General features: G+C 39.9%; 13 protein-coding genes and 1 riboswitch. Of the genes, 2 read left to right on the top strand and 11 right to left on the bottom strand.

Translation table 11 applies throughout. From position 1 onward, the window contains the following. Positions 1-68: 68 nt before the first annotated feature. A complete protein-coding gene (locus tag CD126_RS02740) occupies positions 69-983 on the bottom strand; it encodes a bile acid:sodium symporter family protein (RefSeq protein ID WP_049407536.1) in 915 nt (304 codons plus the stop codon). A 345-nt stretch (positions 984-1,328) separates the two neighbouring features. Between CD126_RS02740 and CD126_RS02735 the strand changes: the two genes are divergently transcribed. Then, a complete protein-coding gene (locus CD126_RS02735; protein ID WP_103369994.1) occupies positions 1,329-1,856 on the top strand; it encodes a hypothetical protein in 528 nt (175 codons plus the stop codon). A gap of 807 nt (positions 1,857-2,663) precedes the next feature. Here the strand turns inward: CD126_RS02735 and CD126_RS02730 are convergent. From CD126_RS02730 to hutU, 9 genes are all read right to left on the bottom strand, one after another. Then, entirely contained in the window at positions 2,664-3,173 is a 510-nt protein-coding gene (locus tag CD126_RS02730) for an SRPBCC family protein (RefSeq protein WP_049407533.1), read from the bottom strand. Positions 3,174-3,389: 216 nt separating this feature from the next. Then, on the bottom strand, positions 3,390-4,685 hold the full coding sequence (locus CD126_RS02725; protein WP_040806471.1) for a Na+/H+ antiporter NhaC family protein: 1,296 nt from the start codon (positions 4,683-4,685) through the stop codon (positions 3,390-3,392). A 74-nt stretch (positions 4,686-4,759) separates the two neighbouring features. After that, a riboswitch (SAM riboswitch) is annotated at positions 4,760-4,859 on the bottom strand. A gap of 80 nt (positions 4,860-4,939) precedes the next feature. Further along, entirely contained in the window at positions 4,940-5,527 is a 588-nt protein-coding gene (locus CD126_RS02720; RefSeq protein ID WP_049407531.1) for a death domain-containing protein, read from the bottom strand. A 6-nt stretch (positions 5,528-5,533) separates the two neighbouring features. After that, complete coding sequence (locus tag CD126_RS02715) at positions 5,534-6,097, bottom strand: hypothetical protein (RefSeq protein ID WP_049407529.1); 564 nt, start codon at positions 6,095-6,097, stop codon at positions 5,534-5,536. Between the two features lie 158 nt (positions 6,098-6,255). Beyond that, complete coding sequence (locus tag CD126_RS02710) at positions 6,256-6,867, bottom strand: flavin reductase family protein (RefSeq protein WP_103370003.1); 612 nt, start codon at positions 6,865-6,867, stop codon at positions 6,256-6,258. Positions 6,868-7,003: 136 nt separating this feature from the next. After that, positions 7,004-7,885 (bottom strand): SDR family oxidoreductase, encoded by an 882-nt coding sequence (locus CD126_RS02705; protein WP_103369993.1) that lies wholly within the window; start codon positions 7,883-7,885, stop codon positions 7,004-7,006. A gap of 318 nt (positions 7,886-8,203) precedes the next feature. Then, a complete protein-coding gene (locus CD126_RS02700; RefSeq protein ID WP_103369992.1) occupies positions 8,204-9,325 on the bottom strand; it encodes an amidohydrolase in 1,122 nt (373 codons plus the stop codon). A 203-nt stretch (positions 9,326-9,528) separates the two neighbouring features. After that, the gene (gene hutI / locus CD126_RS02695) at positions 9,529-10,770 is read right to left on the bottom strand and encodes an imidazolonepropionase (RefSeq protein ID WP_049407527.1); all 1,242 of its coding nucleotides are present in this window, start codon (positions 10,768-10,770) and stop codon (positions 9,529-9,531) included. Beyond that, complete coding sequence (gene hutU / locus CD126_RS02690) at positions 10,770-12,431, bottom strand: urocanate hydratase (protein ID WP_049407525.1); 1,662 nt, start codon at positions 12,429-12,431, stop codon at positions 10,770-10,772. Before hutU ends, hutI begins: the two co-directional genes overlap by 1 nt. A 307-nt stretch (positions 12,432-12,738) precedes the next feature. Here hutU and CD126_RS02685 point away from each other — a divergent pair, with 307 nt between their 5' ends. Continuing rightward, positions 12,739-13,608 carry a LysR family transcriptional regulator gene (locus tag CD126_RS02685; protein WP_049407707.1) on the top strand — a complete coding sequence of 290 codons (870 nt, stop codon included), beginning with the start codon at positions 12,739-12,741 and terminating at the stop codon, positions 13,606-13,608. Positions 13,609-13,812: 204 nt separating this feature from the next. On the opposite strand, the gene hutG is transcribed toward CD126_RS02685, so the two are convergent. Beyond that, entirely contained in the window at positions 13,813-14,748 is a 936-nt protein-coding gene (gene hutG, locus CD126_RS02680; protein WP_049407523.1) for a formimidoylglutamase, read from the bottom strand. Between the last annotated feature and the right edge of the window lie 80 nt (positions 14,749-14,828).

Raw genomic sequence — 14,828 nt, 5'->3', positions numbered from 1 at the left:
TTCTCCTATAATACTTTTAAACAAGTGTAACATATGAGATTCAAGATTGAATCACGAACTAACTGATCCTACCGCTTAGACCAATATTTCGCGAGTATCGGCCCTGTAATGTTGTGAATGAGGCTGAAGATCGCCCCAGGTACTGCCGCTAGCGGAGTAAAATGAACTGTCGCTAACGACACAGCTAAACCTGAATTCTGCATCCCTACTTCAATAGAGACTGCTTTCTTATCTGGTCGTTCTAATCTCACAAGGTGACCGAGCACATAGCCTAAGCCATAACCGATGACGTTGTGTAGAATAACGACGCCGATGATAGGTAGTCCCGTTTCCAAGATTTGTTCTTTACTTCCTCCAACTACAGATGCTAGAATCAACGAAATTGCGATCACAGAGACGATAGGTAATGCTGTCGCTACTTCTTTCGCAAAGCGATGGAACAATTTTTGTAAAATAAATCCAATGACGATTGGAATCAGAATGACTTGAACCACTGACCACAACATGCTGAGGAAGGAAACCTGCAACCACTCATGCGCAAACAGATAGATGAGTGCTGGCGTTAAGATTGGCGCTAATAGCGTAGACACACTCGTAATTGCCACAGACAAGGCTACATTGGCGTTGGCAAGATAACTCATGACATTACTTGACGTGCCTCCAGGGCAGCATCCGACAAGAATCACACCAATAGCAACTTCAGCAGGTAAATGAAATAATTTCGCGATAAGATAGGCAGAAATCGGCATAATCGTATACTGCAGAATGACACCGATGATTACGGAACGTGGTGCTTGAAAGACAATCTTGAAATCTTTCGGGTCAATCGTCAACCCCATCCCTAACATGACAATACCAAGAAGATACGGCACATAACCTCCGAGTTGAGCTAAAGCTTGCGGAAAAATAAATCCAATTACCGCAGCTACTAACATCCATATTAAAAATGTATTCGTCGCAAATCGACTCGCTTTTGCTAACATAACTAACTCCCCTTTGTAACTGATATAACATTGAATTTAACACAAGCGAACACGAACGACAATATTATTTTCTGAAAATTCTTTCCTTTAGTAATAAAAATACTTTCCACTTTACTCAAATTCTGTATATCAATTCTCTATATAACTCATTATTTATTTTAATCAAATTGTAACTTTTATTTAACTTCATCCTAAAGACCGAGTGCTATAATCATTAAAGAGTGGTACAATTTAGTATAAATCATAAGAGATAAATGTAACATTGCGCCGTTCACAATGGAGCGATTGCTTACTTTGAGCGGCCAATTGAAATGATATATTTCGCTTAGATGAGGAGGTCCCCCTATGTTCTTGGATAAGACAGAAACGTTCGTTCTTAATTTGGACGGACTCCACAAACGTAGCGTGCGTAAACGCTTAACTAAACTTTGTCGTCAAATTCAATTTTGCGACCCTTTTCAATTTAATATTATGAAAGACAATCAACAATATGCTTTGGAAATCAATATTCCGAAGCGTCAACTTCCTTATGTTGTCAGCTTTCTCAGTTTCCATAACTATGCGATTTATCAAATCGTCACAGCATCGGAGGGCGTTGAGCTGCTAGACTCTAATCATATTATGCACTCATCTAAGCGGTTTGAGCTCAATGTGGATGGTATGCACGATGCGTTTGTGAAGGATAAGATTATTGATATTATGACGATGTTGGATAATAATGAGCATATTACGTATACGTTTACGAAGCATCGTATTGATGTGTGTTGTACGCCTGAGGTGTTCTCGAAATTGATTTATCAGCTGGCTACGCATCATGTGGATGTGTTGAGTGCGACGTATTGTCCGCGCGTGGCTGTGAAGAGAATTTCGTAGTGGATGTGTAGGTCTGCAGATGTGTTAGCATCTGTGGGCTTATTTTTTGTAGGTAAAATTTGTATGGTTCTAATTTGTATTCGTAAGAATGTGGTGTTTGTACTAATTTGCAATACTTCGTATTGTGAGGTGGTGACGCTTTCCTAGGTGGTCACGTTCAACTAATTCATAACGCTTATTGCGCGTTATGAATGGATTTTCACTGTGTCCTTGATACCTCGGGAGTCGCACCACCTCTTTTTAACTCGTGTTGCAGGTATACATCTATCATTTAAACTTTCTTCTAAATTCATACTCTTATTTAAATTCTCTCATTACACCCATAAACAAACTCATCTCAACATATTCTCTTCTTTTTGGATTTGATTTAAGTGTTACGAGGGATTATAGTGCATCAGTTTAATATAAAAATTTTTGTTTCATATCTTTTTCATACTACTCTCATTCGTTATATTTCATAAGTTCAAAATATATCATTCTCATCTTTTCTTCACATATTCTCTTTACTTTAGTTTAATTTAAGTATTTCGAGGAATTATAGCGCATCTTGTAATCTCTACATTCATATTTCTAATAAAGCTTAACGCGTGTATTTGTTCCTTATATTCCTAATCAACTTATGTAGGAATTTTAAGACTATCTACATACACTTTAATACACAGTTCTAAGAAATTATTCTCTTCACCTTCGCTCTCAACGTTGCAACGGAAAAATAGAATCATGCGGCGACCATGGGCAATCTTCACATAACAACGTAAAAAGCCAACCTATGACTTCCATTAATCATAGATTGGCTTCTCTAATATATTATTCTTCTTCGGATTCGTACTCAGCTAATACTTCGTGTAAACGGTCGAACATATTTTCAAAACCATGTGCTGTTGAATCGTGATATTCTTTCTTGAGTTGTTTGTATTCGAGTGTCGTTAAGCGACGTTCTTTCGGTACGTAGGCTGTGTAAGTAAAAATCATATGGGTCTTGCCTGGTTCGCGTTCAAGGAATTCCACTGTGATATTATCTTCTGAATCACTGATGTCAGGCATACCAATTGTCATCTCAATCCAAGCGTTCTCTTCTAGAGCGACGTATGAACCTACGACACGATTTGTTTTTCCTTTTCTGACATCTACCACTTCGTAGCGCCCTTCGACTTCAGGCTGCACTTCTAGCTTCTTATTTGTGCGTTCGGTTGTCATGAACCAGTGTTTTAAGAAATCTTTGTCTATCCAAGCTTGATATACTAGTACTGGATCCACTTTAAATATACGTTCAATTTCAATTTCTACATATTCATTCTCAACGTTATACTGTGCCACTATTGTCACCCACCTTCCATCACAATCATTTTAACTTAATTTGCTTAGTAACAACAATTATCTAAGCTAGTTCCATAAATGTCTCAACTTATTCATTTTACCTTTAATGTTAAAATGCCGTCAATGTTAACGGTAAAAGTCACCGTAGTAAAATCACGCTTACTAAAAAGAAACACTAATACGACAAAGAATTGTCCTACCAGTGTTTCTCACTCATTAATGACGTTCTTTCAACTTTGGAAATTTGAAGAAAATGGCAAGTAAGCCACAAACGCCGAGTAGTATCGGATAAATACAATATGGTACGAGAGCAACAGGCGAAATGCTTGCTACTCCGGCAGCTGCGATTAACTGTGGACTGTAAGGTAGCAGTCCTTGGAAACATCCACCGAAAATATCTAAAATACTCGCTGATTTGCGTGGATCCACGCCGTATTCGTCTGCGATATCTTTCGCTAGTGGTCCAGACATCAAGATGGAAATCGTGTTATTTGCAGTGGAAATGTCTGCAGCACTCACAAGCGTTGCAATCCCATATTCTGCGCCACGTTTCGATTTCACTTTACTGCGCACAAAGTTGAGCAACCATTGAATTCCGCCGTAATATTCAATAATCGCTACTAAACCACCAATCAGCAAAGCAAGAATGGCGATATCTTCCATACTTTCGATACCTTTTGCGAGGGATTTTAATAAACCTACCCAAGAGTAGGAACCGTCAATCAGTCCAATCGCGGCTGAAAGTACAGTACCGCCGATGAGGACGACAATCACGTTCAGACCAACGAGAGCAAGGATGAGTACGAGAACATAAGGAATGACTTTAACTAAATCGTAGTGATAGCTACCTGTATGTGCAAGATGTACGCCGCGTGTCATCCACCATAGAATAATCATCGTCAAAATAGCACCTGGTAAGACAATCTTGAAGTTTACGCGGAATTTATCTTTCATATTTGTATGTTGGGTACGTACTGCAGCAATTGTCGTATCTGAAATCATAGATAGGTTGTCACCAAACATTGCACCACCCACGACAGTTGCCATAGTAATCGCTGCTGAGACATCTGTTGCTTGCGTTAAACCGAATCCTACCGGTGCAATCGCAGCAACTGTCCCCACAGAGGTCCCCATCGAGATAGAGACGAACATGCAGATGACGAACAGTCCTACAATCAAGAGGTTCTCGGGTATGAGTGTTAGACCTAGATTAACTGTCGATTTCACACCGCCCATATCTTCCGTTGCTTGTGAAAATGCACCTGCAAGTAAATAGATGAGCACCATCAATAAGATATTCGAATGTCCTGCCCCTTTCGTGAACACTTCCACTTTTTTATTAAAAGGCACTTTACGATGGATGATTAATCCAAATATTGCAGCGACAATGACTGCTACGTTGAGTGGCATAATGGTAAAGTCGCCTGTCGCTATTCCGACTCCTAAGAAGAGCACGATAAATAATATGAGTGGGGATAAGGCCCATAAACTTCCTTTCTGCCCGTTATCCATGTACATCTCACTTCCTCTTTCTACTTAAAAAGCTCTTTTCTCACAAGAAGAAAAGAGCTTTGAATTCGTTATCAACCTTATCTTCAAGCAAATCATTGCTACTGGAATTGGCACGCGCGTGACCATGCTGCCGAAGCTTCGTCGGGCCAGTCCCTCCACTTCTCTTGATAAGCTATATTATATTTAATCTTACATTACATGAATTTGTATCTTGCGTCAATCTTTGCGTAGTAAAATGAAATAAAATAGTACACTTATTCTTCAACTTGATATTTACGCAAATAGTAAGTTAACACGAGTGTAAACACCATAAAGATGATGACACTCGTAATAATTGTTAGCCAATTGGTAAAATATACACCTAGCATAATCGCTATTAATGAGGCGCCTAAGATGACTAATATTAAACCTAACCATCGCTTCGCTTGTTGATTCGATTGGGTCTTAACCTGAATGCCATCACTGAACTGCGCTGAAATCTTTAAGATGTATTCAAGAATAAAAATAACGAACGTGCTCAATAGTGTTAAATAAGGAACGGTAGCACTTCTTTCACTTCCAACATAATAAATAAACGTACTCAACAAGCATACATAAACTACTGAAGTAAGTATCAGCAAAGTATATGCTAAGCCTTTTGAGATTTTCAACTGACCTTGGGCGAGGTTCCAACGTACCTTGATATAATTGATTAGCGTGATTCCTACGAAGAAAAGAACCGCTAGCACAAGAGTTAACATTAAAATTTTAGTATACACGCCATAACAAATCAACGCTAAACCTAGCACCCAAACGCTGAACTTCCATAACGGATAATGTTTAATCACAGCATTGAAGTTCATACTATCTTACTCCTTAATATCATAGCGATAAGTAAAGAATGAAGAACAACATATTAAAGCAAGCCATAGCAGTAAACCAATTGTTCCTAATAGAGTATACTCCACTCTCATCATATAACTACTGATAAGAAGTAGAAGCGGATTGCCCACAAGCACTATTGGTAATAACTTTCGCACGATCTTACGAGAAACCATCCTCTTCGCAGATTTATGCTGACCATTTATTTTCAGATAATATTGCAGTGCGAAAATATTCAGCATACCTACTGGAAGTAAAATTGCTCCACTGTCAACGTTATCTTTAAACATTATGAATAAAAATCCAATAAACATAATACCTATCATTAATTCTAAGATCGTATACCAAAAATAAATCCATTTCGGTCGTTCATTGATAACATGATTGGCGATATTGGATCTTATTTCTTGCCATCCAACGAAAATTAATAAAAGATAACAAATTACTGCTAGTAGCGTTGTGAGCCACATGATATGCGTTAAATAGCCTACAGCTAGAAAAGCGATTAATAAGATGACGAGTAAGCCGTACAACGGATGTCTCTTCTCCACGACCTTAACCTCCTATAGTATGTAATCATCTATAGGATAGTTAAAAGCCTACATCATTTACAAGTTGCCTTCCAAACTTATAGAATACAATGTATTTAACTCAACAATATCATCAGCTTCGAGCATGATTTACATGATTTCTAACCGCTTCTAAATCATTAGCTCTCTGGTCGTTCGATCGTAAACTGTTCCCCTAATTTCGAATAATTTGAGCCAGAAAGCCGTGCAATCGCATTGAGTTTATCCGCATCAATTTTAGTATCATCGTAATAAATGTCATCATCAATGTGATAGTGAACGACCTCACCGATAATTAAATCTGAGCCTTCGATTTCATCACCTAATGGAATTAATTGATGTAAACGGCATTCTAAACGAATCTTTGCCTGTTTCACTCCAGGCACTTTCACAGATTCTGAAGGTACAACTTCTAAATCAGTAAAGTTCAGTTCGTTAACTGAGCGTGCATGGGAAGCGGCAGTCGTATTAACGGCTTCAATAATCTCTTCGTCCGTAATATGTACGACAAATTCCTCATTATCGAGAATATTTAGGGTCGTATCCTTACGTTCTCCATCCTTTCTACCTACAGAAATCATCACCATGGGCGGTTCTGCACATACTGCGTTAAAGAAACTGAATGGCGCTGCGTTCAACGTCCCTTGTTTGTCATGTGTAGTCACAAACGCAATCGGTCGCGGTATAATTCCTCCAGTAAGTAACTTGTAGTTCTGAGTCTTTGATAATTCCACTGCTAAAAATTGTTTCATCATACATCCCCTCATTCCTAACAAATTTCTTCTACACCTACATTGTTTATAAAAAACGTATCGATACAGAATACGCTTCTATACCGATACGAATGTCAAAGTACTTCTTAAATTATGAAATTGCTTCTAAGTTGCTTTAGTCGATTTGAGCGCCGCCTGTCACACCGTAAACTTGGCCTGTTGTGTAGCTTACTTCTTCAGATGCTAAATGAACGTAAATACCAGAAAGTTCAACTGGTTGACCGGCACGGCCCATCAATGAATTCTGACCGAATTCTGGAATCTTAGACTGTGGTTGTCCACCAGAGATTTGAAGTGGTGACCAGAAAGGACCAGGTGCCACACAGTTCACGCGAATGCCTTTTTCTGCCAATTCTTCTGAAATACTTTTAGTCAAGGAAATAATGGCTGCTTTAGATGCTGCGTAATCGTGTAAAATAGGATTCGGTTTATAACCTTGAATAGAAGACGTTGTCGTGATTGTTGCACCAGGTTGAAGATAGTCTAAGGCTTTCTGAACCGTCCAGAATATAGGATACACGTTCGTTTCAAACGTTTCTGTGAAAGCTTCAGTAGAGAACCCTTTAATATCATCGTGATATTGTTGATGTCCTGCCACAAGTGTCACGTTGTCTAATCCGCCTAATTCGTTATACGCTTGTTCGACTAAATCATAATTAAACTGCTCATCGCGAACATCGCCAGGAATTAAGACGGCTTTGCGCCCTGCTTGTTCGATGACGGATTTGACTTCTTCGGCATCTTCTTGTTCTGCTGGAAGGTAGTTGATTGCGACATCCGCACCTTCTTTCGCATAAGCAATCGCTGCTGCGCGACCAATAGCTGAGTCACCACCAGTCACTAACATTTTGTAGTCAGTGAGTCGACCATGTCCTTGGTAAGATGTTTCACCGCAATCCGGTTTCGGTTCGAGTTTACTTTGTAAGCCAGGTACTGGTTGTTCTTGTTTCGGATATTTCTCACTTGAGAATTTCGTTCTAGGATCTTGAGCTGCCATCATCAACACTCCTTCATAGTATGTTTCTTTATCTATTTACCAATGTTTAAGTTTGATTAATACATCAAATATTAAGCGATAAGGTATATTTGATTTTTATTGAAAATGACAACTAGCATGACAGAACGCTTTATAATACGGTTTGCGCCCTAGCAACTACTGATTCTCGTCTCTGGTTTTACCAACTCACCCATCTGTTTTAACCAGTTGGGCTAACTCATTCCACAATCATATTGGTCGCAGATATTGGCGTACACTATCTGTTTTAACCAGTTGAGCTAACTCAATCCACCTGTTTAATCCAACTATTTTACCACCTTACTCGTCTAAAAGTTGACGGATTAAAGTCACGAAATAGTCTGGCGCTAACTCGAAGATACGTTCATCCGGATCATACTTCGGATGGTGCAAGTCGTAATCACTTTGTGAACCAATCAATGCAAAGACGCTCGGATAGTGTTTCGAATAGCCAGAGAAATCCTCACCAATGGTTAACGGCTCATCCAACAGTGTCACGTCATATCCGACCTCTTTAGCTACACTAACGGCTCGGTCTGTCAGATCATCGTCGTTCACGACAGCCCCAGGTAGATAATCATACGAGACCTCAATATCGACATCGAAAGTCTGTGCTAAGCCACTAGCAATCGTATTTAAGCGTTGCTTGATCTTCGTTCTCACTGACTCATCAAAGGTACGCACTGTACCTTGCATGTAGGCTTGATCAGCGATAACGTTCCATGTACTACCGCTTGAAACCTCACCTATAGTTAATACGGCATCATCGAAAGCGGATAAATTACGACTCACGATAGATTGAATGCTCGTAATCAGTTGACCGAGCACAATCACAGGGTCATTGCCTTGTTCAGGTTTGGCAGCATGTGCACCTTTGCCCTTAATCTTAAATTCAAAGCGATCGACAGCTGAAGTCAACACACCTGGCTTAATCGCATATTCTCCAACTTTCATTGATGGATAGTTATGGAAGCCAAGTACTGCTTTCACCCCATCTAATGCGTTCGTCTCAGTAATATAAGAAGCGCCATAACCTAGTTCTTCAGCAGGTTGAAAGATTATGCGTACTCTACCATTCAACTCATCTTCAACCTCTTTCAACTTCATCGTTGTTGCAAGTATCGTTGCCATATGAATATCATGTCCGCATGCGTGCATGACACCTTCATTCTGCGAAATAAAGTCATGCGTCACTTGTTCATGTATAGGCAACGCATCAATATCTGTACGTAAAGCTACAAATGAATCTCCGTGACCCACTTCTGCAACCAGCCCAGTTTTGAGTGGCAAATCTAACACATAGACATTATGTTCCTCTAATATGTGTTTCAGACGTTGCGTTGTGTCATATTCATTCTCAGATAGCTCGGGATATTGATGGAACGTTCTCCTCCATTGCACGATATCTTGATATTGAACCATCTTATCCTCTCCTCTTTATGTTATTGAATATAATACTATACTAACACAATTTTCTAAATATTTGTTAGATTCGAAATACAATTGCACTTTTTTAGTTCATAAAAACAGAGGGACCTTCTCTTGGAAAGTCCCTCCGTGCAATCATTCTCAAGCATGTGTTATATTCCACTGCTTTTTTCGCTGAAAGTCGTCACTTTCTCAACTTATTTAGCGTCGATGCTAAATGTGTTGTCAGCAATTATTTTACCATTCTGAATCACGTATTGTGCATGGTTGATACCGTAGTGGTATGGAATATATTCGTGGTTTGGCGCATCCCAAACAACGATATCTGCAGCGTCACCTTCGTTGATTGTACCTGCATCTGCATCAATAGCTTTCGCAGCGTTGACTGTCACCGCGTTCCAAATTTCGTTTGGCGTTAATTTCAATTTCAATGCCGCGATAGACATTACGAGTTGAAGGTTGTTTGTTACACAACTACCTGGGTTGAAGTCTGTCGCAATCGCAATGGCACCATTGTTGTCGATCATGCCACGTGCGTCTGCGTATTCTTCTTTGCCAAGATAGAATGTTGTACCTGGTAATAAGACTGCTACTGTTTCACTGTCGCTTAACTTCGCTTTGTCTTCGTCACTTGAAGCAACGAGGTGGTCACCTGATATCGCACCTTCATCGATTGCTAAGCCTAAGCCGCCTAATGGATCGATTTCGTCAGCATGAATTTTTACTTTGAAACCTTGTTCTTTCGCTGCTTGCATATAACGTCTAGATTCTTCTACTGAGAAGACATCTGTTTCACAGAAGATATCTGCGAAGTCCGCGTATTCTTTCATTTCTGGTAAGAGATCAATCATCTCTTGTAAGAATGCTTGGTTAGATTCAGCATCTTTCGGCACAGCGTGTGGTCCTAAGAATGTGTGTTTGATTCTTAAACCATATTTGTCAGCTAAGCGATGAGCGACACGTAATTGTTTCAATTCGTTCTCTCTGTCTAAGCCGTAACCACTTTTACATTCAATTGTTAACACACCATGTTCTACCATAGTTAAGATATCTTTCTCAGCTTTCTTGAACAGTTCATCTTCTGAAGCGTTACGTGTAGCTTCAACTGTAGATAAGATACCGCCACCTTGCTCAAGGATTTCTAAGTAAGAAACACCTTGGCGTTTCAATGACATTTCATGTTCACGTGAACCTCCGTGCACTAAGTGAGTGTGCGCTTCAACGAGTGCTGGAGACACAACTTTACCTGTCGCATCAATTGTCTTCTCAGCTTCGTACTCGTCAGTGTGTGGTCCTGAGTAGACAACTTTGCCGTCTTTGACAACGACTGTACCATTTTCAACAATTTCTAGCTCGTCTAATTCTTTACCTTTTAACGGTTTGTCTGTTGACTTTGGTAAAAGTAATTGGCCGATATTTTGGATCAATAAGTCGTTCATTATTTATCACCCTTGTTAGTAATTGTTGGTATTTGGATACCTTTTTCTTTAGCCACTTCGATAGCTTTTTCATAACCAGCATCAGCGTGACGTACTACACCCATACCCGGATCTGTAGTAAGTACGCGTTCTAGACGACGTTCTGCTTTCTCAGAACCGTCAGCTACGATAACCATACCTGCGTGTAGAGAGTAACCCATACCTACACCGCCACCGTGGTGGAATGAAATCCATGAGCCACCTGCAGCTGTGTTGATAAGTGCGTTAAGTACAGCCCAGTCACCTACTGCGTCTGAACCGTCTCTCATAGATTCAGTTTCACGGTTTGGACTTGCTACTGAACCAGAGTCTAAATGGTCACGTCCGATAACGATTGGTGCAGAAATTTCACCTTCACGAACTAAGCGGTTTAATGCTAAGCCCATCTTCGCACGATCGCCGTAACCTAACCATGCGATACGAGATGGTAAACCTTGATATTCGATTTTTTCAGAAGCTAAGTCTAACCAACGATTTAATTTCTCGTCTTCAGGGAATAATTTCTTCATTTCTTCGTCCGCACGTTCGATGTCTTTAGGATCACCACTTAATGCAGCGAAACGGAAAGGACCTTTACCTTCACAGAATAATGGACGAATGTATGCTGGAACGAATCCAGGGAAGTCGAACGCATTCTCTACGCCATTGTTGTAGGCAACTTGGCGGATGTTGTTACCGTAGTCGAATGCGATAGCGCCGCGTTTTTGGAATTCAAGCATGTATTCCACGTGTTTCGCCATAGAAGCTTCAGATTCTTTCACATAGCTCTTAGGATCTTCTTCACGATATTTGTTTGCTTCTTCAACACTGTAACCTTGTGGTACATAACCATTTAATGGGTCATGCGCACTAGTTTGGTCAGTGATGATATCGATGTGGAAGTCACGGTCTAAGATTTCTTTGTGTACATCTACTGCGTTACCTAATAAAGCGATAGAAAGTGGTTCGCCTTTGTCTTTCGCTTCTTGAGCCATACGTAAAGCTTCGTCTAAGCTATCTGTCTTCACGTCACAGTAGCGTGTCTTGATTCGTTTGTCGATACGAGTTTCATCCACTTCAACAGCGATGACTACCCCACCGTTCATTGTAACAGCGAGTGGTTGCGCACCGCCCATACCGCCGAGACCAGCAGTTAAAGTGATTGTACCGTTTAATTTACCATCATAGTTTTGGTTAGCAAGTTCGCCAAATGTTTCGTAAGTACCTTGTACGATACCTTGAGAGCCGATGTAAATCCAGCTACCTGCAGTCATTTGACCATACATCATTAAGCCTTTTTTATCTAATTCGTTAAAATGATCCCAGTTCGCCCATTCAGGTACGAGCACTGAGTTTGAGATTAATACGCGTGGTGCTTCATCATGTGTCTTAAAGACTGCGACAGGTTTACCTGATTGAACAAGCATTGTTTCGTCTTTCTCTAAGTTTCTCAATGTTTCTTCAATCGCTTCGAATGATTCCCAGTTACGTGCTGCACGACCAATACCGCCGTATACGACTAAGTCTTCTGGTCTTTCAGCTACCTCTGGGTCTAAGTTATTGTATAACATACGTAATACTGCTTCTTGTTCCCAATCTTTACATTCGATGTCTAAACCTTTCTTTGCTTGAATCTTTCTCATGATATACACTCCTCATCTAATTGTAATTAACCCTTTGTTCCGTGAGTGAAAGCTGTCTAGTCATCACTGGACAACTCAACTCTCACTCTCCTGCTGCGTTAACTTGATGCTTAGTGACATTAACGTGTTGCGTGAAATGATAAGCGACGAGTACAAATTCATAAATTTCTAACTATTCACTTTTTCTCGTTCACTTATTTTTCAGTGCGTTACGCTTTTATTATATCGCAGTTAGATATAGACTACCAATATAAATAAACTAATCATTTATAAACATAAACTATAAATACTTTAGAGGTGCTTTATGATTAAAATTCTTCAATTAGAATATTTCATCGCAGTCGTTGATAATAATAGCTTTACTAAAGCGGCTGACTTCTTACATATTAGCCAACCTTCTCTTACTGCGACGATTAAAAAAATGGAAGAACGGCTCGGCTATGATTTATTTTACCGAACGACGAAACAAATTCAGATCACAGAAAAAGGCATTCAGTTCTATCATCACGCCATCAAACTCGTTCAGAATTACAAACAAACGATGGAGAAAATGTATGATTTGAACTTGAGTGATACACCCAAGATTAAAATTGCGTTACTAGAGTCGACGAGTCAGTGGATGTCTCAAGTACTCGCACGTCACCACGCAGAATATCAAGATCAACGCTACATGATATCTGAGGTTCACGATATGAATGAAATGACCGACAGCTTGCTCAACTTTGATCATCACGTTGCGATTTCGAATGAAGAAATTAAGCATGAACATATCGTCTCAATTCAGCTCTACAAAGAATCTTACGTCTTGCTTACACCTAAAGATGAATTCCCACGTAAGCAGTCGATATCGATTGAGAATTTGCCGCTCATCGTACCGAATAAAGGTTCACAAGTAAGAAAACATCTAGATGATTATTGTACACGTATCGGAATTCACCCGAATATCATTGTGGAATCTGACCGCTTCGAAACTGCACTGAACTACGTCCATCGTGGCATGGGCTACGCCGTTCTCCCACGCGTATACTATCAATCCTATAATGCCCGCGATTTAGATGCATTTGAGATTAAGCCTAAAATGAGCCGAGCATTATACATCAATTATTTGAAGAAACGTCAGCATTCAGATAACGTCAAATCAATTATTCGATATAGTAAAGAATATTGGGATATATAGTAGAAAGAATCTGCACCATGAAAGTTGAATAAAGGCTAAGAGCGTAGAGCGGGTGAATCATTAATACGGCATAAGATGCTATTTCTCACTTCCTCTCAGCAGTTATTAATAAGTTCACGATATTTTAATAATCGTCGCTGATAAGTTCATCTAAATGCAAAAAAGGAGCAGAAACCCTCATGATTTCTGCTCCTTTTTACTATATTATCTAATAAAGTGATGGAAGAAATTCGCCGTCAACTTCGCCGTACGATTATCCACATCATATGTTGGATTCGTTTCAGCAATACTGATTGTTGACACCTTATCGCTTGGAATGATGCGTTTGGCTAACTCTAATACGATGTGTGGATATAGTCCTAATACTGCCGCTGCACTCACACCAGGTGCAAAGGCACTATCAATAACATCCATACAAATCGTAAACATAATCACATCGTGGTCATGAATATAACGTTCAATCTTGTCCTTAACTGGAGGAGAAACTTGATGTAACAGCTCGTCTACGAAGACGTAAGAGACATCTTTCTCATCTGCGTAATCAAAGAGTCCTTGCGTATTCGCACTTTGTTGAATACCAAGCACGAAATAATCAGCATTATCATCTTGTTCAAGGATCTGTCTAAAGCTCGTACCAGACGTTGAACCAGACTCTTCTCGTGTATCGAAATGCGCATCAATGTTAATCACACCTATTGATTCATCCGGATACGCATCTCTGATTCCTAAATATTGAGCATACGCAATATCATGTCCGCCACCGAGCAAGAATGTCTGACGATGACGTTGAATAGAACGAGAAACGAGTTGCGCAAATTCTTGTTGAGTCTCTTCTAATGGTCGATCATCTTCGTGCTCAACATTACCGTAATCCGTAACTTCAGTGTCGCCAAACATCGGTAGCGAAGCGAAAGCACCTTTAATCGCATTCGGACCTTCTTTCGCACCTACACGACCTTTATTGAGTTTGACACCGTAATCTACTGCGTAACCGATCATTCCAACCCCACTGCGTTGAGATGATGGCGCATCTTCCTTTAGATTACCAAAGTTCACTGTTTGGAAATGACGGAACTGTCTCGGGTTCGTTTCACTGTCTAAACGACCTGTCCAAAGATCTTTTTGTGGTTCTTTATACATAATGCTCCCCCTTTTAATCTTTACATCTCTCATCTCAGTATACGCTTACACCATTGTATTTACAATTTCTAATTTCCCGT

This window comes from Staphylococcus pettenkoferi, from assembly GCF_002902685.1.
GTDB classification, from domain to species: Bacteria; Bacillota; Bacilli; order Staphylococcales; family Staphylococcaceae; genus Staphylococcus; species Staphylococcus pettenkoferi.
Note: the sequence above shows the minus strand (reverse complement) of the source record. Positions and strands in the feature narration are given on the sequence as shown.